Consider the following 21,820-nt stretch of genomic DNA (forward strand, 5'->3'; position numbering starts at 1 on the left):
AAAAAGTCTTCGAACTATTTATTAAGTTAAAAATCAAAAAATTATGGTTAGTGAGTTTTGAAAACTACTACTAAAAGTTTTTAGAAATTACAAAGTAATTCGAATAGAAGTTAAAGTGCGCAAATATAGTGTATTAAAGAGCCTCAATGCATATTTTAACTGCTTATTAGGATTAAATAAGGGCATCTTTAAGAATCGTGACAGGATGCTTTGCATTTCTCTTAGTCCCATCGAAGATCTGATGCCTACAGCTAGTTCCATTGGCTGCTATAATAGTTTTTGAAGAGCACTTTCTAACCGCTGGAAAAAGACTTTGCTCTCCAATATTCATACTTATTTCATAATGCTCCTTCTCGTATCCAAAAGATCCAGCCATACCGCAACAACCAGAAGCAATAATTCGAACTGTATAATTGGCTGGAAGATTCAAAATATCAAAAGTATATGCAGAGTTAGACAATGCCTTTTGATGGCAATGCGTATGGATTTTTATCTCTTTCTCTTCTGAAGTAAATGAACTGGATTTTATATTCCCTAAAGCAATTTCTTTTTTTAAGAACTCTTCGATTAAAAAGCAATTGCTAGATAGTCTTTTGGCTTTTTCCGAATCATTAGCTAATCGGAGATATTCATCTCTAAAGCTTAAAATCGCTGATGGCTCTATTCCAATTAATGGTGTTTCTTCAGAAATTAAATCTGTAAAAAGTTCTATATTTTTATTCGCAACTTCTTTAGCTTCCTCCAGAAAACCTTTAGAAATATAACTTCGACCACTTTCAGGATTCTTAAGGATAATTACTTTATAATTTAATTTAGTTAAGAGCTCGAACGCATCAATTCCAATTTCCGCATCCAAATAATTAGTGAACTCATCATTAAATAAATAAACAGTCTTAATGGGATCTTTCAGAACTGTTTGGTTTTTCATATAATAATCCCAAACGCTTTGCTTAGAAAGCTTTGGTAGGGTTCTTTGTGATGCTACGCCCATCACTTTTTTAACAATTCCTGAAGTTAAGGTGTTGGTAAATAGAAAGTTAGATATACCGGTGGCCTTGGAGGCAAAACCATTCATCTTTGCATTATTGGCAAAGGCCTTGCTTCTTAAAGTTTTTCCTTTGGATTTTTGATATTGGTATTGAAATTCTGCTTTCAATGCGGCAACATCCACATTAGAAGGACATTCACTCTTACACCCCTTACAACTTATGCACAAATCGAACACTTCCTTTAATTCTTCATGTTCAAATTTGTTAGGTTTTTCTGAATTGGTTAAGAATTCACGCAACGCATTTGCTCTCGCTCGCGTACTATCTTTTTCATTTTTAGTAGCGCGATAGCTAGGACACATGGTACCTCCTGCTTCAACAGATTTTCTGCAATCTCCACTTCCATTACATTTTTCGGCCAATCTTAAGATTCCTTGCGAATCAGTGAAATCCATCAAGGTTTCAATTTCCGGTTCCTTTCTATCCACTTCATAGCGCAAAAAAGTATCCATGGGCACAGTATTGGTGATCTTGCCCGGATTAAAAATATTGTAAGGGTCGAAAATAGCTTTTACTTCCTCAAGCAATTTGTAATTTTTAGCACCAATCATCAACTCAATAAACTCCCCGCGCAATCTTCCATCACCATGTTCTCCACTCATAGAACCTCTGTATTTTTTTACCAAGACAGCAACCTCTTCTGTGATCTCTCTAAAAAGTTTTACATCTTCTTCCTTCTTTAGATTAAGAATAGGTCTTAAATGCAATTCTCCTGCACCGGCATGTGCATAATACACCGCTTCTTGTTTATGCTTTTTCATTATCTGAGAGAATTCAGCAATATAATTGGCTAAATCCGGCAAAGCTACGGCTGTATCTTCTATACAAGCCACCGCTTTTTTATCTCCAATAATATTCCCTAGCAAACCTAGACCAGCTTTACGTAATTCCAAGGCTTTATCTATTTGTTCGTCTAAAAGAATAGGGAGCGCATAGCTGAGATTGGTTTTTTCTAATCTATTTAATAAAATATGAATTTGATCATTCAAATCTTCTTGATTTTCAGATCTCAGTTCAAGCATTAAAATCGCTTTGGGATCACCTTCAATAAAAAACCTGTTCTCTTTATATTTTAAATTCTGAATCGTACAATCCAAAATTACTTTGTCCATCATTTCGCAAGTAAACAAATCACTTTCCATGGCAGGAGCTACCGCAAGCATACAATTTTCTATACTCGAAAAATGTGCAGCAATCATCGCAGTATACTTTGGCGGCAAAACATCGAGTTGCAAGGTGATCTCTGTTGTAAATGCCAAAGTTCCTTCACTACCCGATAATAATTCACATAAATTGAAAGCTTTATTACTTTCAGAAAAAACTTCGGTATCAATTAAACTGTCTAGTGCATATCCCGTATTCCTTCTATGAATGGTTTCTAAAGGAAATTCTTTTCTTATTTCTTCCTGAACCGCAGACGGAGAAAGTAAGGTGTTCAGTTTTTTATATATTTCAGACTCTAAGGATGCTCCTTTATTAAGGCCGTCAAATTCTTTTTTTGAAATCGCATGAAAATCTGCTTCACTTCCATCGCTAAGTATAATTTTTAAACCAAGAGTTTTGTCGCGCGAAGTTCCATATTTAATAGAAGTAGTTCCGCTAGAGTTATTCCCAACCATTCCTCCTATCATACATCTATTAGAAGTAGAAGTGTTTGGCCCGAAAAACAAACCATATTCCTCCAAGGCTCTGTTTAGATCGTCCCTAATAACACCGGGTTCTACAATGGCCGTTCGTTTTTTAAGGTCTACTTTTAAAATCTTATTAAAATGTTTGGAAACATCTACCACGATACCACTTCCCACACATTGTCCCGCTAAGGAAGTTCCGGCAGTACGAGGAATTAATCCGATATGATTTTGAGTAGCAAAACCTATCAGGATCTTAATATCATCTTTGTTTTTTGGAGTGCAAACAGCTAAAGGAATTTCTCTATATACTGAAGCATCAGTGGCATATAAACTTTTATGTAGGTCATCAAACAAAAGTTCCCCTTTGAGAGCGCTTTGTAATTCTAATAATTTCTCTTTCATAGCTGCATTAAAATTACAAATTAATCCTAGAACTGCTTAACAACATTTTCATCATTATTAACAATACATTGGCACTTGAAGCAATTTCAGAACAATTTTAACGTTTAAATTTGCTGAATTAACCTTAAAAATTAAAACATGAAAAAAATAATCTTTATGACACTATTTGCAATGGGAGCAACATTGGCTACCAATGCACAAACTATATCTGAAAATGCGCTAGGATTGCGTATTGGTGGAGGAAATGGGTATGGAGCGGAGGTTTCCTACCAAAGAGCAGTAGGTGGAGATAATAATAGATTAGAATTTGATCTTGGTATAAGAAACGACAAAAATAATTATGACTCTTTTAAATTAACTGCATTATACCAATGGGTATGGAATATCGAAGGCGGATTTAACTGGTATGTTGGCGCTGGTGGAGGTGTTGGAAGTATTGATTCTAAAGATAGAAATAGATATGTAGATGAAACATTTATATTTCTTGCGGGAGATATAGGTATCGAATATAATTTTGATATTCCATTATTGATCTCTTTAGACTTTAGACCAGAAATAGGTTTTATAAACGATAACGATAGAATAGATGACTTTTCACCGGATATCGCATTAGGACTTAGATATCAATTCTAGGTTTCCATAAAAATATATAAAAAAGGCTGAAGGAATTAAAATTCTATTCAGCCTTTTCTATTTCCATCACTGCCTTCTCATACAATTTCTCATAGATAGGCACAATCTTGTGGATATCAAATATTGTTGCTTGCTCTCTGGCATTAAGCTTAAATTTTTCTAATGTTGTATTATTTTCTAGAATTTTTATAGCATTAGAAGCCATTTCTTCAATATCTCCAACATCACTTAAAAAGCCTGAAATTCCATCCTTATTAACTTCCGGAAGACCACCGCTATTAGAAGAAATAACTGGTACGCCATTTACCATAGCCTCCAAGGCAGCTAGACCAAAGCTCTCTTTTTCTGAAGGCAATAAGAAAAGATCTGAAAAACATAAAATTTTATCTACCTCATTACTTTGCCCTAGAAATACAACTTTATCCTGTATTCCTAATTCCTGAACTAAATATTCGGCTTTTTCTCTTTCAGGACCTTCCCCAACCAAAATTAATTTAGATTTTATGGTCTTTTGAACGATATAATAAATTCTAATAATATCTAGAATTCTTTTAACAGGCCTAAAATTACTCACATGAGAGATGATTTTTTCATCTTCATCTGCCATCAATGTACGCTGACAATCTGTAAACCCAGTTTTAAATTTGGCAACATCAATAAAATTAGGCACTACTTCAATCTCCTTTTTAATCTTAAAAAGTTTAAGCGTGTCTTCTTTTAAGGATTCAGAAACGGAAGTAACAACATCGCTATTATTAATACTAAAAGTAACCGCTGGTTTGTAAAAAGGGTGATTTCCAACCAAAGTAATATCCGTACCATGCAGCGTGGTTACCATAGGAATGAATATTCCTTCTTCTTCTAACATTTTTTTTAGCCATATATCCCGCATACGCATGTGGAATCGCATAGTGCACGTGCAAAACTTCAATTTTATGAAGCTTTACCATATTCACTAATTTACTGCTGAGCGCTAATTCGTAAGGTTGAAAATGAAATAATGGATATTCCGGAACATTAACCTCATGAAATTTAATATTTCCGGTTAGTTGCTCCAATCTAACAGGTTGTTTGTATGTTATAAAATGAATTTCATGACCTCGCTTAGATAATTCCATACCTAACTCTGTTGCCACTACTCCACTCCCTCCAAATGTGGGATAACAAACAATACCTATTTTCATAATTTAATCATCTATAGATTCGTATATAACTTCTTGTATTTTTTCTCGAATATCCTCTCTAATCAATTTTCGGTTATTCACATCTGGATAGGTTCTATTAGATAAAAATACATAGACTATTTCTTTATCTGGATCTGCCCAAGCCAGTGTACCGGTAAACCCTGTATGGCCAAAACTGGATAATGAAACACAACCACAGGTAGGCCCCGCTTTCCCCAGTTGAGGTTTGTCGAAACCAACACCTCTCCTTACGTCTTGATCGCAATAATAACAGGTATTAAATTTATCTAAAGTTTCCGGTTTAAAATATTCTTTTCCACCATAGGTTCCTCCATTTAAATACAACTGCATAATTTTTGCAACATCAGTAGCATTACTAAACAACCCGGCATGCCCACCAATTCCACCTTGCATAGCTGCTCCCTGGTCGTGCACATAGCCTAAAACTTCTTGTTTTCTCCAAAGCTTATCATATTCTGTTGGTACAATTCTCTCCGGAGCAATATTAGCTAAAGGCAAATATGTAATGGTATTTGCTCCCAAAGATTTATAGAAATGCTCTTTCACTAAATAATTTAAGGAGGTCTTGTAATGATCTTCTATATAATATTTCATTATATAAAACGGGAGATCACTGTATCTATATACTTGTTTGGGCTGCAACTTACTATCTCGTATCACTCCCATAATAGAATCTCGCAAATCGTCTCTTATAAACATTTCATTTGCAACCTGAGTATTGTAAATATCCATAGGTTCTTCTCGGTAATATTTAACCGACCTGCCTTTTGTTTCCTTATCTAAAGTCGAAATATAAAATGGAATCCAAGGTTTCAACTTTGCGTAATGCATCAGCATATCTTGCAATTTGATGTTAGCCTTATTTGAACCTTTAAAAAATGGCATTAAATCCCCAAGCTTGGAATTAAACTTAAGGTCGCCTTTTTCTTCAAGTTCCATAATTAAGGGTAAGCTCGCTAGGATCTTTGTTAGAGAAGCAAGATCGTAAACTGAAGAGTCGGTTACTTTGGTGGTTTTCTCATAGGTATGAAAACCTGCATTCCTTTCGTAGATCACCTTACCTTTTCGGGCTACAATTAATTGTAATCCCGGAGTCATTTCTTCTGAAATTGCTAAATTGATTAAAGAATCTATCTTTTGAAGTTTATAAAAATTCATCCCTACAGCTTCTGGATATCCGTAAGACAATCTGTCTATACTTTTAGTGTAATATCCTGTTCCTGCAGGAAATTCTTCACTAATACTAACCGGCAATCTTCCTTTTGCTCCCAAAGCACCAAAGATAATTTCTGCAGACTTCTTTTGAGCAGCTTCAGAATTTTGGTAACTCATTACTATCCCTTCAATATTACTGCTTGAATTGAGATCCATCAGTGCATACGGTCTAGCAAATACATCTAAAATAGTATTGTTATTTCTTGATATTTCATGAATCCAACTTAATTCTTCCGTAGAAAAGGCATATCTAGCCCATGGAGAGGCGTTGGATTTATGATATCCAATGATCACCTGATTATAATTTTTTAATTTTTCCAATAATTCATCCAACTTAGTAGCTTCAATCCAATCTACCTTTACATATTTAGATAAATGATGATAAAATGGTGCACCGTCATCATCGCCTAGTTGAACATAGGCTATCTTTTTAGTGTCAAGCTCTTTTATCGGGAGAATGCCCACATCGTTCTTAATAAGCGTGATCGCATTCTCTATAAGCTTATCATAAAGAGCTAAATCTTCAACTGTATTAAGTTCTGAAATTAGATTCGTAGTATCAATTGGCTTATAGTTATGCAAACCAGCTTTATATTTCGCAAATAAAATCTTTCTAACAGAATGTGCCATCCTTACTTCAGAAATAGTCCCATCGTTATAAGCTTCCGTGATTTTATCGATAGCCTTAGGGACATCTTCAGAAATCAATAAAATATCGTTACCCGCCATGAATGCTGCAAGGTCAATTTCTCCTGGATTTTTGTAATTCGATGCTCCTTTCATATTAAGTGCATCTGTAAAAATAAGTCCGTTAAATTTTAATTCTTTTTTCAGAAGATCATTTACAATAGTAGCCGACAAAGAAGATGGTATAGTTTCTTCTGTTTCCAAACCAGGGACATTTAAATGGGCAACCATAATACTGGAAACTCCTTCTTCAATAAGTTTTTTGAACGGATATAATTCTATGCTATCCAATCTACTTTTAGAAAATGATATTGTTGGTAAAGTTTTATGTGAATCTCTTTTAGTATCTCCATGCCCGGGAAAGTGCTTAGCACTCGAAAGAATTCCCTCTTTGTGCATCCCTCTCATAAAAGAAACAGACTTTAGGGTAACATTAATCTTTTCCTCTCCAAAAGAACGATTTCCAATAATTGGGTTTAGCGAATTTGTATTTATATCTACAACCGGGGCGAAGTTGATATGAACCCCTAATCTTTTAGAATTACGAGAAATAGCTGCCCCGGCCTCTTCTATTAGTTTAAGGTCCTGAATGGCTCCTAATGTCATGTTCCAAGGCAATGCGAAGGTAGAATCTAACCGCATTGCTAAACCCCATTCTGCATCCATACCAATAAGTAAAGGTGTTTTAGAAAGCTCTTGAAATTCGTTATTTAGTTTTGCTTGGCGCTGTGGTCCGCCTTTTGAAAATATGATTCCACCAATATGATACTCTGTTATTAGCTCACGAACTTTATCTATATTCTTCCCATTCTGATTGGAAAATACATCTACCATGAACAACTGACCTACTTTTTCCTGTACGGTCATATTTTCATAAATACTATCTACCCATATTTTCTGCTCTTTATAATCTTCAGCAATAAGCGGATTAATATTTTGAGAGAAACAACTAAGGGTGAAAAATAGGATTAAAAAAACTGAATAAAATTGGGGTATTCTCATTCGGTATTTAATTTAAAAATCGATTATGCCAACTGTCTGATGCAGGTACTTCCCAATCTGATAAATATTCTCCTTTATTGGTTACCAAATTATTAAATACAATAGTGTTCTTACTAACAGCTTTTTCCTTTGCCATTTTCCTGAAATCAGTCAAGGTTTTATACGCCACGAACTCACCTTGCTTATAACTCACATTCATTTTATCCAGAAGATCTACATTGTATTTCTGTTCTAAATCCTGAATAAACCTTACAGAGCTATCAATAGAACAACCTGTAGCAGCATTTAATTGCTGGTCTAGAGCTAATGTGATAAAACGTTTATATTTTATTTCGAAAGAAGCCTTAAGATTAGCTCCGTGTGCAGTCCATTGCGTAATAAAGTCTTCTAATTTAGAAGTAATTTCCTGAAGTTCTAAATCTGAAAACGATCTATTTGACTGATATATCCAAACTCTTGAAGAATCCGGTAATTCGGTAAAAGGTACAAGCATATTTTGTGGTGTTATATTTTTACAAAGCTACTTTTTTAAAGGGATAGCTTCAAATATAGTACCACTAAAATGATGAAGTTAACACCAATTTATTAGTTAAATTATTGCGAATAATATTCTATGCAGAAATATTAGAGATCGTGAGCGTTTGCAATCATTTCAGCAACATCCATCACCTCGATCTTACCTTCCTGATTTTTACCTTTTACACCATCTGTCATCATCGTGTTACAAAATGGACATCCAGCTGCAATAATTTCAGGTTTAACTTCCATTGCCTGCTCGGTACGCTCGATATTTACATCTTTATTTCCTGGTTCCGGCTCTTTAAACATTTGCCCACCTCCAGCACCACAACAAAGTCCGTTACTTTTACATTTACGCATTTCTACAAGCTCTACTTCTAATTTTCTAAGAAGATCTCTTGGCGCTTCATATACATTATTTGCGCGGCCTAAATAACAAGGATCATGAAAAGTAATACGTTTTCCTTTGAATTTACCACCTTCAACTTTTAGTCTTCCTTCTTCTAATAGAGATTTTAAAAAGGTTGTATGGTGCATCACCTCGTAATTACCTCCTAAAGCAGGATATTCATTCTTTAAAGTATTAAAACAGTGAGGGCAAGCAGTTACTACTTTCTTGATCTCATACCCGTTTAGCACTTCAATATTAGTTGCGGCTTGCATCTGAAACAGAAATTCATTCCCTGCCCTTTTAGCAGGATCTCCGGTACAGCTTTCCTCAGTTCCCAATACTGCAAAATCTACTTTAGCCTCATGTAATAATTTCACAAAAGCTTTAGTAATCTTCTTAGCTCTATCATCAAAACTTCCAGAACAACCCACCCAAAATAAGACCTCAGGTTTTTTTCCTTGAGCCATATATTCTGCCATTGTAGGTACTTTAATTGCTTCTGCCATTTTAAAAACTTTTATACTTTAGTGATTCCTATAAAAACATAAGAATCTAATCTTTAATAATTTATCTTACTTTACTTGAAGCTTCAGTTCAATCTAATTTTCTTTAGCCCAATTCAATCTATCCATCTGATTATAAGGCCATGGAGCGCCATTATTTTCGATATTGGTCATTGCATTTGCAAGATCTGATGGTGCAGCACTTTGCTCCATCACCAAATATCTTCTCATATCTAGAATAATAGATAATGGATCTATCCCTATGGGACAAGCCTCTACACATGCATTACAAGTAGTACAAGCCCAAAGCTCTTCCCTTAAAATATAATTATCAAGTAATTGCTTTCCATCATCCTCGAAGCTTCCTTTTTTATTGATAATGTTACCAACTTCTTCAAGTCTGTCGCGAGTATCCATCATGATTTTTCGCGGAGATAATTTTTTACCTGTCTGGTTTGCTGGACATTCTGAAGTACACCTACCACATTCTGTACAGGTATACGCGTTTAAAAGTTGTACTTGATTGAGATCCATCACATCTGAAGCTCCAAATTTTTCAGGAACTTCATCTTCGGCACCTTCCGCAGGCATCGCATAAGGGTCGGCATCCGGATCCATCATTAACTTAACCTCATTAGTTACCGCTTCAAGATTATCGAACTCTCCCTGAGGTGTAAGCTTCGATAAATATACGTTTGGAAATGCTAAGAGAATATGTAAATGTTTGGAATAGTATAAATAATTAAGAAATATTAGAATCCCAACAATGTGTAACCACCAAGCGGTTCTTTCAATTATTATAAGAGTTGCATTGCTAAAACCTTCAAACCAAGGCAATAAAAACTGACTTATGGGAAAAGAACCTGCGATTCCTGCATTTTGTGCATAATGATCTGCACCATTAAGTTGCAATTGATAATCGGCTCCATTCATGGTTAAGAAAAGAATCATTAAAACCATTTCGAAATATAAAATATAGTTGGCATCATTCTTAGGCCAACCTTTCAGCTCGTTCCCTAAAAACCTATATATATTGGTAACATTTCTTCTCAACCAGAAAATGATAACACCTAAAAGCACTAGAAGAGCTAAAATTTCGAAAGTGGCTATTAAAAAATTATATCCAGCGCCTAAAAAAGAAAGGATTCTGTGAGTACCAAAAATACCGTCTATAAGAATCTCTAGAACTTCAATATTAATAATGATAAAGCCTAGATATACAATAATATGCAAAAAACCGGAAAATGGTCTTTTTACCATTTTTGACTGACCCATTGCTACTTTTGCCATTTTAGCAAAGCGTTCTCCGGGATTATCAGACCTGTCTACTTTTCTACCTAATTTTATATTGCGAATTACGCGTCTAATATTAAATGTAAAAAAAGGCGATGCCTGCCACTAGGACAATAAGAAAGGCAATTTGAGCAATAAGTTGCATATGTTATTCTATTTTAAAGAATCTTTTGGAGCTTGATATGATCCCGGTTTTTTGCCGAATAAAGAGAAATGAACATATCGTTTAGGATTCAATTTTAAATCTTGAAGCAACTGTTCCAGTTGCTTAGTAGCTCTATCTAGGTTGTTATAAACCTTATCATCATTCAAGAACTTCCCAGCAGTTCCTTTTCCATCGTTTAAATTACTTGATAGCTGCTCAAAATCTGCAATTACATTTTCTAAATTCTGAGTCATTCCTTTTAAATCCACCTGAGCCAAGGTATCTGAAAACTTATTAAAATTCCCGGACATCTCATCCAAATTAGTAAAAGTTCTATCTAATTTTTCAGAATTACCTGCTACAATTCCATTTAGAGACTGTGCTGTATTTTTGAAAGATCTAACTGTTTCCGATAAATCATCGAACGTAGCTGCGATATTGTTTCTAGTCTCCGGATTTAAAACTTGATTAACCGCAGTTAGCAAAGAATCGGCACTTACGATTACCCTTTCAACTTTTACCTGAAGCGGTGTAAGACGCTCATTAACCAGTTCCATAATACCTTCTTCAATATCACTTGGTAGAGTATCTCCCGTTTTAGCCATTTGTTTAGATTCATAATCCGGTACAATAGCAAGAGACTTCCCTCCTATTAAACCACCACCATAAATTTGAGCTAAACTATTTCTTGAGAATTTAAAATCGCTATCCACACTAAAAGTCACCAAAAGAATTCCGGTGCCATCTAAAAAGTCTATTTTATTAACCTGACCAACCTTAAGTCCGTTAATGGTAACTGCCGATGATGGAGAAAGTCCCTCCACATCTGCATATACTGCGTGAAATTTACGGCTGGAGTCTAAGAGATTTTTACCTTTAAGAAAACTATAACCAAAAATTAATATTGCGATGGCTATAATTGCTAGGATACCTGTTTTAACCTCTTTATTATATTTCAAAAGTAATTTTTTTTTAGATATGTACAAATTTAGAAATAAATATAGGAAAGTACGGCTATTTGGCTTGTGATTTTAACGCGCTGTTAACTGTAATCTTGTTGCCATCCTTAAAAGCTACCAGATAACTGGTTTTATAACCCTTGGATTTTGCTTCTTCATGTAAACTTTGAATTTGAGAATAGCTAGAGGTCGCACCAAAGTAATATTTATACAACTTCCCCTCTTTCTCTCTAAAAACAGGTGTAAGACCTTTAAAGTTCGAAGATTTAGGTTCTAATTTTTTAGAACTAGCGGCTAATTGTACTTTAAAGGTAATCCCTTCATAATTGTCCTTAAATTCTTCGATCTTATTTTCCTTAATTGTAATCTCGGCAGATGTGTTTTTTTCTAAATTATCTAATACACCAAGATTAATACTGTGACTATATTCTTTAATCGCATCTACAATAGCATCAGCCATTTTATTTTGACCACTGGTACCATTTAAAAATTTACCCTCCTCGTTATTAGTTAGAAAACCAATTTCTACTAAAACGCTTGGCATATAAGTTTGGTGGAGAACAATTAATCCCGCCTGCTTTACCCCACGGTTTTTTCTTTTTAAATCGTTTGTGAATTTTTTTTGAACAAAATCTGCTAATAATATACTCTGATCTAAATACTCTTCTTGCATAATTGTCATTCCTATAGCAGATTCTGGAGAGTTAGGATCGAAACCCTCGTAGGTTACTTCATAGTCTTCTTCAAGAAATATTACGGAATTTTCTCGCTTGGCAACTTCAAAATTTGTTGAATTTCTATGAATTCCTAATACAAAAGTCTCGGTTCCTTCAGCCTGAGAATTATGAGAATTACAATGAACTGATATAAACAGATCTGCTTTCGCATCATTAGCTATTTTTCCTCTTTTTTCCAAGGGAATAAACACATCTGTATCCCTAGTGTAGACCACTTTTATATTGCTGTCCTTTTCTAGTTCCTTTCCAATTCTAAGCACAACATTAAGGGCAATATCTTTCTCTTTATAACCGTTCCCCATATTGCCTGGATCTTTTCCACCATGGCCGGCATCGAGCACCACCACAAATTTGGATTTTTCGGTGTAGTTTTTGTTAGGTGTAGAAGCAGATATTAGTATACCTGTAAATAAAAAGATTATAACTTTAAGACTACTAGATTTCATATGTAAGTTAACGATTGTGTTAGAGCAATTATTTTAATGATCAGTTTTTTTAAATTCCCAAAAGGAAGCTAAAAAAAATATATGTAATTTTGACTATTCAAAAAGCAAGCCACTCTTTACAAAAATAGCACATATAGCATTGCAGACAAACTCACTTTATATTCTTTTTACAATTGTTTTAATGCTGATATTTCCAGTATTATCTCAAGCACAAGAAGTAAAAACAAAAGAGGAAGTTCGCATTAATGCACAGAGAGATAGTACAGTAACAGTTTCTGATTCTCTCGCTACTGCTACCACCAAATTAAACCCAACTGCAATACAAACGGACACTCTAAAGAAAAAATCTTCTTTACTAACAGACGTTGTAGCTTACAAAGCTGAGGATTATATGCGTTTGAGTCCGAGAGAAAATAGAATGTATTTATACGATCAGGCACAAATTACTTACGGTGACATGGTAATTACGGCAGGGCTAATTATTTTGGACAACGAAAAAAAACGAGGTTTATGCTTTTGGAATCCCAGATTCTTTAGGTAATTATTCCCAAACTCCAATCTTTACTCAAGCGCAAAATACGGTAAGGCCAGACTCTATAAGATTCAACTTTAAATCTAAAAAAGCACTTGTTTATAATTCCAAAACTGAAGAAGGTGCATTTAAGGTTAAAGGAGAAGTAACTAAAAGAGAAAATGATTCGGTTTATTTTATGCAAAATGTAAGATTTACCACTTCTGAAAATGAAGAGGATCCAGAATATTACTTTTATGCAAGAAGAATAAAATTTGTACCTAAAAAGAAAATTGTAACAGGCTTGGTGAATATGTATATCGCAGATGTTCCCACGCCTTTAGGGCTTCCTTTTGGATATTTCCCTTTAACCGAAGAGGAAACCTCCGGGTTTATTATTCCGTCTTTCGGACAAAGTAATAACAGAGGATATAGTTTACAAAATGGAGGATATTATTTCGCAATTAGCGATTATGTAGATTTATTAGCGCTGGGAGATTATTATACCAATGGGAGTTATGGTTTACGGTTGGAATCCAGTTATGCTTTGCGCTATAAGTTCCGTGGGAATTTAAGTTTTAGATACGAGAATTTACTAAGTAGTGAGCGTGGATTCCCGGATTTTTCACAGAGTTCTGTTTATAATTTAAGGTGGAGCCACTCTCAAGATACCAAGTCCAGTCCTAGTTCTAGATTTTCTGCTTCTGTAAACTTAGGAAGTAGTACATATTACCAAGAATCCATCAACCAAATTAACTCCTCTAGTTTTTTGAATAATACTTTAAGTTCGTCAGTATCATACTCAAAGACATTTCAGGGAGAACCACAGGTAAATGTAAGTGTGGCCGCTACTCATACCCAAAACAGTAATACCGGAGCTATAAATATGACACTACCTACTGTTCAAGGAAGTGTTTCAAGAATATATCCTTTAGCCCCAAAATTAGGTGCAAAAAAAAGGCTTTATAGAGAATATTAATTTTCAATATAATTTTAGAGGAGAGAATAGAATTCAAACCTTCGATTCTTTGTTTCTAAAACCGGAAATGTTTAGAGATGCTAATTTTGGTGCACAGCACAGCATTCCTATTTCTACCAATTTTAAGCTATTGAACTACCTAAGTGTGAGCGCCAATGCTAATTACCAGGAAAATTGGGTCTTTAAGACTTTTGAGCGTTCTTATGACCAGGAGAATCGAGTTGTAGAAATAGATACCATAGACGGTTTCGATTCCTTTAGAACCTACAATTTTAGTACCAGTATGGGAACTACTATTTATGGTATGAAAAATTTTGGAGACGATAAAAAGATTCAAGCCATTCGTCATGTAATGAGACCTTCCATTAGTTACAATATTAATCCGGGCTTCGACCAATATTACGATCAGTATGAGATAATAGATGAATTAGACCCAACTAGAGTTCAAGTCGTAGATTATACCAGATTTCAAGGCTCGTTATTTGGTGCACCTGGTCAGCGATTTTCTAGTTCTATTGGATTGTCTGTAAGTAATACTTTGGAAGTAAAAGTAAGAGATAAAGATAGTACTGCCACTGAAGCTAAAAAGATTAAATTATTGAACAATTTTAGCGTTAGTACCGCTTATAATTTAGCAGCCGATTCGCTAAGTTTATCTCCAATAAGCATGCGTGGTAGTATTCCAGTTGTAGAGAATAAATTAGATATAAATTTTGGAGCAAATCTGGACATTTATGCGCTAGACAATAATAATAGAAGAGTTGATAAACTAAATATTAATAATGGAGGGAGTTTGTTTAGAATGACCTCAGCCAATGTTAGTTTTGGGTATTCCCTTTCCAGTAAAGATTTTGATGGAAATGGTGAAAATAAGGATGAACTCGATAATGAAACCTTTAGAAATGGAGGTCGACCTGATGATTTGTTTGGAAAATCTACCAATATAGATGGAGAGATTTATAACGAAGAAGATGATGTTTTTGATAAGCAAGAAGATAAAAAAGAAAAATGAATGGTATAACTACAAGATCCCTTGGGATCTAAGGCTTGCATATACAATGACCTATAGTAATAATGCCCGGAAAAATGAGATTTCTTCCCACTCTATAATGTTTTCTGGAGATATAGAGATTGCTCCAAAATGGGTGATAGGTGGCTCTTCTGGTTTCGATATTAAAGATCAAGGATTTACCTATACTACTTTAAGATTTCAGCGAGATTTAGATAGTTGGAGAATGAGTTTTAACTGGATACCATTTAGTGATAGAAGTTCCTGGAATTTCTTTATCGGAATTAAATCTTCAGTACTAAGCGATATTAAATACGACAAGCGCCGTGAACCGGATAGAAGCTTGTAATTAATAAATTTATTATGAAAAAAATAATCAATACCTCCAACGCTCCTGCTCCTATTGGGCCTTACAATCAGGCAGTTTTAAATGGAGATATGCTTTATACCTCCGGGCAAATTGCTATTGATCCAAAAACAGGAAATTTAATTACAGATTCTATTCAAGCTGAAACAGAATTAGTGATGGAAAATTTAAAAGCAATTCTTACCGAAGCCGGAATGACTTTCGAACATGTTTTAAAGTCTTCAATCTTTATAAGTGATATGAATAATTTTGCACAGATAAATGAAGTCTATGCTCGTTATTTCGACGCAGAAACTGCACCTGCAAGAGAAACTGTAGAAGTTGCAAACCTTCCTAAATTTGTAAATGTTGAAATTAGTGTGATTGCTTCTAAATAATCTTTTTTAAAAGCATCGGAGCTTGAAGATTTTGCACTTTACTGAATTTAATAAGCCGTCTTTAAAAAAGAGTTATTTCTGGTGACTTCGAAATCTATTCACTCTATGTATCCGCCAAATATTAGGTAGATAAAATATCGGAGATTCTTAATAGATCCTTATTAATATCATGCTTTTCTTTGAGAGCACTCTCTAGCGTACAGGATTCTATTTGATTGTTAACAAGACCTACCATCAAATCTCTTTTTCCATCTAATAGAAGTTCTACTGCTTTTACACATAATCTACTAGCCAAAACTCTATCGAAACAACTGGGACTTCCACCACGCTGAATATGTCCTAAAACTGTTACTTTCGAATCGTAATCCGGTAAGTTTTCAGTGACATAGGCTGCTAATTCAAATACATTTTTTCCGGTTTTATCTCCTTCAGAAACAACCACGATACTAGATGTTTTACCAGATCTTCGACTTCGCTCTAAAGAAGCTAATAATCGTTCTAATCCCAGATCCTCCTCCGGAATCAGGATCTCCTCTGCTCCTGCTCCAACGCCACTATTCAATGCTATAAAACCGGCATCCCTGCCCATAACCTCTACAAAAAACAATCTGTTATGAGAACTGGCAGTATCTCTAATCTTATCTATTGCCTCTACCACTGTATTCAAGGCAGTATCGTAACCTATCGTGTAATTAGTTCCAAAAATGTCGTTATCTATAGTACCCGGAACGCCTATAACAGGGATGTTATGTTCCTCGCTAAAAACCTTCCCTCCACGAAAAGTTCCATCTCCTCCAATTAAGATCATGGCATCAATTTTAGCTTCCTTTAAACTATCCGCTGCTTTTTTTCTGCCTTCAGAAGTGAGAAATTCTTTAGATCTTGCAGATTTCAATATGGTGCCCCCTCTGGAAATAATATTTCTTACACTTCTGGCATCCATCGCCACGTAGTCCCCATCAATCATTCCTTGAAATCCTCGGTAAAAGCCAACACATTCAACTTTATAATAGGCACATGCTCTGGCAACGGCTCTAATTGCAGCATTCATGCCCGGAGAATCCCCTCCAGAGGTCAATACTCCTATTCGCTTGATAGTTTTATTCATAAAATCAATCTTGAATTTTAAAATTACAAAGTATTATCGAAATTCTTGAAGCCTTTGTATTTATATGAATGAAATTTAATTGAGATTGCTGAAAAATTATAGAGGTCAGTAGTTATGTTTGTATCAATACTATAATTTGTAATAGGTATGTCAAGTTGAGCATTTTGAATTCACTAAATACATTCTATAGTCGAAACCTCCTTGTTAAATAAAAAGTTCTCGACTGCGCTCGAACAGACAAAACGGAACAAATTAACTGTATTATCTAAAAATAATTAATTAGTGCAGAGACCTTATTGTTTTGGAAAGACTATATAATCCGGAGCCAAAGATTTAGCAGATTCTTCTTGCTCTTTTTCTTCAACAGATTTTACAATTTCTTTATTCATGATCTTTCTAATCAATTCTTTAAAAGTATCAAAATCTACAGAATAGGAAAGTCCGATTCCTTGTGTAAAACCAATTTCTTCTCCAATAAATTGAATATTATTTTCTCGATTAAAAACCTTAGCTCGCAGGCTTCCATCCTCATTCAGTAAAAATTCAATTTCTACATCTCCCACAATAATAGATTCTGTTACACCACCAACAGGAACTCCAACTTGCCCATTTATAAGCACTCTATTGGTGATTTGTGTAGAGAGCGTCAATCCGAATCTATCTACTGTTTGCTGGTCTGGAGTACGATCTCCTTGCACATAATTCACTCCAACCTGGAATTTACCATCCTCATCGGCGAAAATATCATTCACCAAAGAAGAAGCTCTTTCAACAAGGTTTCCGGTAATAGCATTTTGACCTATAGCAAACTCACTATAGAATGATCCTTGGGTAACTAAAAATAATGCCTGTAATTCCCTGCTTGCACGATCGCTAATTCTATATTCCAATTCTGAACGCACTACCGAACTTGCATTAGGAAATTCCACATTAAATGTGATATCGGGTTGCGCAATTTGTCCTTGTAATAAAATAACAACTTCTACAGGTATTTTTCTATTAATTGATGGGTTTTCCAATAATACTGCAGGGTTCGCATTTACCTCATACACCGCACTTACGTCTAGTTGTGCTTGGGTAGGATTTCCATCCCAGTTAATACTACTTCCGGAACGCACCTGGAACACCTTCTGTACAAGACCGGCATATTTAAAATTATACACTCCTTGATATACCACGAAATCTCCCCACATATTAAACTTACCATTGGTGTTAATCTCCAGTAATAAGTTTCCTGCTCCACGACCTCGTAAGGTACTTCCACTGGTCTGATCTACTACCACCTCCACTTCGGCATCATTGGTAATATCCAGATCGAAATTTAATTCTAAGCCTTTTACTTCCTGAATTTGAATAGGTATTCCAGCAAGACGTGAGGCTTTTTCTTCAGGACTTAAAAAATGGATATACGAGTTATCCCCAATGGATTCGGTATCATTTAATGGGATCTTAAAAATAGTCCCTTTTGCCGTAGAAGCATTTACATCTATAACCAACTCATCTGTCGGCCCTTTGATACTTGCAAATCCATCTATAAAAGCCGTTCCATAGTATAAGGCATCTTCAGTGGCTTCCGTATCCAAAACCAACAATCTATCGCTGGTTACGCTCAAATCTAAAAACCATTCCTTAAAATTCTTATGAGAAATGATTCCATCTAAAATTCCTGAAGTTTTATATCTGGTATCTACGATTTCTATTTCATCGAAATTGAATTGTTGCTGAGTAAGATTCACCGTTGCATTTTCCTTGAAATCTACATCTACATTTAAATAAGGTATTCGAAGTCCGGCTTTTTCTAAAGTAAGTTTCCCGGTAATATCAGGGTTTTTATAATTGCCACCCACCTTTGCATCTCCAGAAGCAAATCCTCTAATATTATCTATGGCATCCCTTCCTAATGCGCTAAAAGCAGCCATATTAAATTTTCTAAGATTAACATCCAGATCTATAGTTGGATTGCTGCCCACATTAATCCCTCCTTGTGCATTCAAGGATTCAAAACCTTTATTGGTTAAGGTGGCATCTATATTATAAAAAGAGAGATCACCTTTTCCTTCTACATCTAGTTTTAAGTTCCCCAAAAGATTATCATTCACAGAAAGGTCTTGGATAGTTAAAGATGTATTTGGGTAATAAGTTCCTTTTTCCTGAAGCAAATTCAGCTTTCCATTTAAAGTTCCGGCAAAATCCAGACTATCTATATCCGGGGTGATCTTCCCGACATCTACATCTTCAAAAGCTATTTTAAAATCTTTATACGTACTGTCTCGTAAATTCCCGTTTAGTCTAATGAACTCCTGATTATGGCTCAACACCAAAGAATCTATCATTACATCATTAAATTTATTGTCGAAGACAATTTTGTTGCTTCGGTTGTTATTTTCATTTAAGAACCAAAGATTGTCTTTAAATTTCACGTCCGATCGTTGTACTCCAACTACAGATTTATTCTGTTCGTTAATCGTATGATAAAAGTTAAGATTGAATACGTCCTTATTATTTTTTCCTCCCTGGAATTCTGAACGAATAAACAACGTATCTCGCAAGGTCACATTAATAAGGCTAAACTCTGAAAAATCATAGTATTTGGTTGAAACACTATCTGCTTCTACGAATGTGTTATAAATAGGGTTGTTATTATCTACCTGAATATTAATATCCTTCATCATATTCCCAAAAGCTTCAATCTTTGGGGATTTAAAAGTGAGCTTAAATTCAGATTCATCAGATTCTATTCTTCCTCGAATAAAGGTGTTTGGAGCTAAGGCGACATCTGGAAAGAATACTTCAACGATCTTGTTATAAATATCGAAATCAAATTCCAGATATTGATCGGTTGTAATTACATTAGGTCTATAATTGGTATATATACTACCAATGGAATTTGTTATTAACGAACCTACTTCAGAAACTTTAAATTTTCCAGTAACCTGACCATTAATAACATCCGGAGAATTAACCGCAATCGTTCTAACACCTTCCGCATCAAAAGTGGAATTAACTTCTAGGTCATCAAAATAATAAAGGTCGTTCTGGTTTTGATAGGAAGTGTTTAATAACAACACTTTCCCTGCAACATTATCCAAGGTATTCCCTTGCATGTTAATTAGAATATCTCCTTTCAAAATTGAAGTGCTATCCCGAGTAATCAGATTTAGTTCATTTAAATCTGCGTAGGCTATGGATGCTTGAAAATCGTAAACATTTACTTTTTTCGAAATATCTACCAGTCCATTAAATTCCAATTTAAAATTCGGATCGTTGGAATTGAAGTTTCCATTAAACACCGAATTTCTTACATTCCCCAAAATGCTGATATCCGAGTACGTATAATTTTTAAAATTTAGTCTGGATATTTTTCCGCGGATTTGGGTATTTAAAGATTCTTGAGTGAATCCACTTCCATTTATATTAAGATTGAGACTGGTTTTCCCCAAATCTTTATTATCTAAAAGTCGGCCTATATTAAACTGATTAAAAACCAGATTTCCTTTATAATTTACATTCCTGCTGCTACTTATATTATTCATTACAAAATCTGCCTTTGCACTCCCTAGCTGCGTGTCTATAAAAACATCGGCATCTAAAGAATTCTTAGTCACGATTGTTCTTCCTGTAAGTCTTAAATTACCAAATTCACGAAGTGTTACTGGTAGTTTTTCTTTTAAGATACTCGGTAAAAGGTTTACTAAATCGTAATAATTAGAAGCCAACTCATTAAAATCTCCGGTAAGCACAAAGTTATTCATCTCCTCAGAAAATGCTCCTTTTAAGTTTACAAAACCATCAATTCGGCTTCTATCCATTCCCTTAAGCTCTAAATTTCTTAGATCGAAGTCATTTAACGTTCCTTCTAAATCTGTAGATAACTGTATATTCTGATTACTGCCAAAAGGAGCATAAAAATTTACTAGATCGTTGGTGGAAATGTTAGAGTCTTTAAAAGATGCTTTAAGTTTAACTTTATTTAGAAAATCTGAAAAATCTTGAAGAGTATAGGTCATTTCTATAGAACCATCTAATCTGGAATATGGTGTAATTAACAAGAAATCTTTCAGATCCATCTTTGTAGGAGAATAAGAAAAATCTGTTTGAAGGTCAAGAATATCCATTCCACGTCCTTCTTCGGCTTGCAAAGAATTTATACTCACCGTAAAATCTTGATCTACTACCTCAAGATATTCAGCCTGTAATTCAAGTTTATCCAAAACTATAACTTCTGGATACGTGATATTTTCATCTACGTAGCTATAGTAGCCTTCAGAAATAAAAATATCCCGAACCTTAAGTTTGAATTGTTTTTTAGGCTCTCCGGTAGGCTCAGTTTTCAGCTTATCAAGAAGAATACTTAGGTTATCTGAATCTTCCCCTTTATAGCGTTTCATTTTAAATATAAAACCTTCGGCAGTAGAACTTCCCAAACTGGGATTGTTTGCAAGCAAATTAGAAACTCCAAGAATTGAAGTTCTAAATTCCTGTATATCAAGCAACGTATCTGCATGGTGATCTTTTACAAGAACCTCATTCAATTTAACATTTCCAAAATAAGAGAGACTAACTCTTCCAACAGAAACGTCAACATCTGAACGTTCTTGTATGGAATTTGTTATCTTTTTTGCCACCGAGGTTTGTACGGCAGGGATAGAAAA

The 21,820-nt window shown here is 34.7% G+C and carries 12 protein-coding genes and 2 pseudogenes; 3 read left to right on the forward strand and 11 right to left on the reverse strand.

What is annotated here, in order from left to right; genetic code table 11:
• Positions 1-172 precede the first annotated feature (172 nt).
• Positions 173-3,082, reverse strand: coding sequence for an FAD-binding and (Fe-S)-binding domain-containing protein (locus ON07_RS04180; protein WP_010228438.1), 2,910 nt, complete (start codon positions 3,080-3,082; stop codon positions 173-175).
• Between the two features lie 138 nt (positions 3,083-3,220).
• Here ON07_RS04180 and ON07_RS04185 point away from each other — a divergent pair, with 138 nt between their 5' ends.
• Positions 3,221-3,715, forward strand: coding sequence for a hypothetical protein (locus ON07_RS04185; protein WP_010228440.1), 495 nt, complete (start codon positions 3,221-3,223; stop codon positions 3,713-3,715).
• Positions 3,716-3,758: 43 nt separating this feature from the next.
• On the opposite strand, the gene bshA is transcribed toward ON07_RS04185, so the two are convergent.
• From bshA to ON07_RS04220, 8 genes and pseudogenes are all read right to left on the reverse strand, one after another.
• Positions 3,759-4,583 (reverse strand): N-acetyl-alpha-D-glucosaminyl L-malate synthase BshA, encoded by an 825-nt coding sequence (gene bshA, locus ON07_RS14505; RefSeq protein ID WP_237708859.1) that lies wholly within the window; start codon positions 4,581-4,583, stop codon positions 3,759-3,761.
• Positions 4,477-4,899, reverse strand: coding sequence for a glycosyltransferase (locus tag ON07_RS17005; RefSeq protein WP_237708860.1), 423 nt, complete (start codon positions 4,897-4,899; stop codon positions 4,477-4,479). The genes bshA and ON07_RS17005 overlap by 107 nt, the downstream gene beginning before the upstream one ends.
• Before the next feature lie 3 nt (positions 4,900-4,902).
• Entirely contained in the window at positions 4,903-7,824 is a 2,922-nt protein-coding gene (locus ON07_RS04195; RefSeq protein ID WP_010228441.1) for a glycoside hydrolase family 3 N-terminal domain-containing protein, read from the reverse strand.
• 7 nt (positions 7,825-7,831) lie between these two features.
• Positions 7,832-8,317: a hypothetical protein gene (locus ON07_RS04200; protein ID WP_010228442.1), complete on the reverse strand. Its 486-nt coding sequence runs from the start codon at positions 8,315-8,317 to the stop codon at positions 7,832-7,834.
• A gap of 131 nt (positions 8,318-8,448) precedes the next feature.
• Entirely contained in the window at positions 8,449-9,240 is a 792-nt protein-coding gene (locus ON07_RS04205; RefSeq protein WP_010228443.1) for a (Fe-S)-binding protein, read from the reverse strand.
• Between the two features lie 93 nt (positions 9,241-9,333).
• Positions 9,334-10,675: pseudogene (locus ON07_RS14510) on the reverse strand (4Fe-4S dicluster domain-containing protein).
• Positions 10,676-10,683: 8 nt separating this feature from the next.
• Positions 10,684-11,634, reverse strand: coding sequence for an MlaD family protein (locus tag ON07_RS04215; protein ID WP_010228445.1), 951 nt, complete (start codon positions 11,632-11,634; stop codon positions 10,684-10,686).
• A gap of 55 nt (positions 11,635-11,689) precedes the next feature.
• Positions 11,690-12,817 (reverse strand): N-acetylmuramoyl-L-alanine amidase family protein, encoded by a 1,128-nt coding sequence (locus ON07_RS04220; protein WP_010228446.1) that lies wholly within the window; start codon positions 12,815-12,817, stop codon positions 11,690-11,692.
• A 181-nt stretch (positions 12,818-12,998) separates the two neighbouring features.
• On the opposite strand from ON07_RS04220, the pseudogene ON07_RS14515 reads away from it, so the two are divergent.
• Together ON07_RS14515 and ON07_RS04230 are read left to right on the forward strand one after the other, a co-directional pair.
• A pseudogene (locus ON07_RS14515) lies at positions 12,999-15,665 on the forward strand (putative LPS assembly protein LptD).
• Between the two features lie 14 nt (positions 15,666-15,679).
• On the forward strand, positions 15,680-16,060 hold the full coding sequence (locus ON07_RS04230) for a RidA family protein (protein WP_010228447.1): 381 nt from the start codon (positions 15,680-15,682) through the stop codon (positions 16,058-16,060).
• 121 nt (positions 16,061-16,181) lie between these two features.
• Here ON07_RS04230 and pfkA read toward each other — a convergent pair whose 3' ends face one another.
• Both pfkA and ON07_RS04240 read right to left on the reverse strand, forming a co-directional pair.
• Complete coding sequence (gene pfkA / locus ON07_RS04235) at positions 16,182-17,168, reverse strand: 6-phosphofructokinase (protein ID WP_010228448.1); 987 nt, start codon at positions 17,166-17,168, stop codon at positions 16,182-16,184.
• Positions 17,169-17,461: 293 nt separating this feature from the next.
• On the reverse strand, positions 17,462-21,820 hold a 4,359-nt coding region (locus ON07_RS04240; RefSeq protein ID WP_010228449.1), incomplete at its 5' end, for a translocation/assembly module TamB domain-containing protein.

It is taken from the genome of Gillisia marina, from assembly GCF_000258765.1.
In the GTDB taxonomy this organism is placed as follows: Bacteria; Bacteroidota; Bacteroidia; order Flavobacteriales; family Flavobacteriaceae; genus Gillisia; species Gillisia marina.

Bases quoted from the DNA above. Each gene is read 5' to 3' on its own strand.
- ON07_RS04205 (WP_010228443.1), bottom strand. From the start codon at position 9,240: ATGGCAGAAGCAATTAAAGTACCTACAATGGCAGAATATATGGCTCAA.
- bshA (WP_237708859.1), bottom strand. From the start codon at position 4,583: ATGTTAGAAGAAGAAGGAATATTCATTCCTATGGTAACCACGCTGCAT.
- ON07_RS04200 (WP_010228442.1), bottom strand. From the start codon at position 8,317: ATGCTTGTACCTTTTACCGAATTACCGGATTCTTCAAGAGTTTGGATA.
- pfkA (WP_010228448.1), bottom strand. From the start codon at position 17,168: ATGAATAAAACTATCAAGCGAATAGGAGTATTGACCTCTGGAGGGGAT.
- ON07_RS17005 (WP_237708860.1), bottom strand. From the start codon at position 4,899: ATGAAAATAGGTATTGTTTGTTATCCCACATTTGGAGGGAGTGGAGTA.
- ON07_RS04230 (WP_010228447.1), top strand. From the start codon at position 15,680: ATGAAAAAAATAATCAATACCTCCAACGCTCCTGCTCCTATTGGGCCT.
- ON07_RS04180 (WP_010228438.1), bottom strand. From the start codon at position 3,082: ATGAAAGAGAAATTATTAGAATTACAAAGCGCTCTCAAAGGGGAACTT.
- ON07_RS04220 (WP_010228446.1), bottom strand. From the start codon at position 12,817: ATGAAATCTAGTAGTCTTAAAGTTATAATCTTTTTATTTACAGGTATA.
- ON07_RS04195 (WP_010228441.1), bottom strand. From the start codon at position 7,824: ATGAGAATACCCCAATTTTATTCAGTTTTTTTAATCCTATTTTTCACC.
- ON07_RS04185 (WP_010228440.1), top strand. From the start codon at position 3,221: ATGAAAAAAATAATCTTTATGACACTATTTGCAATGGGAGCAACATTG.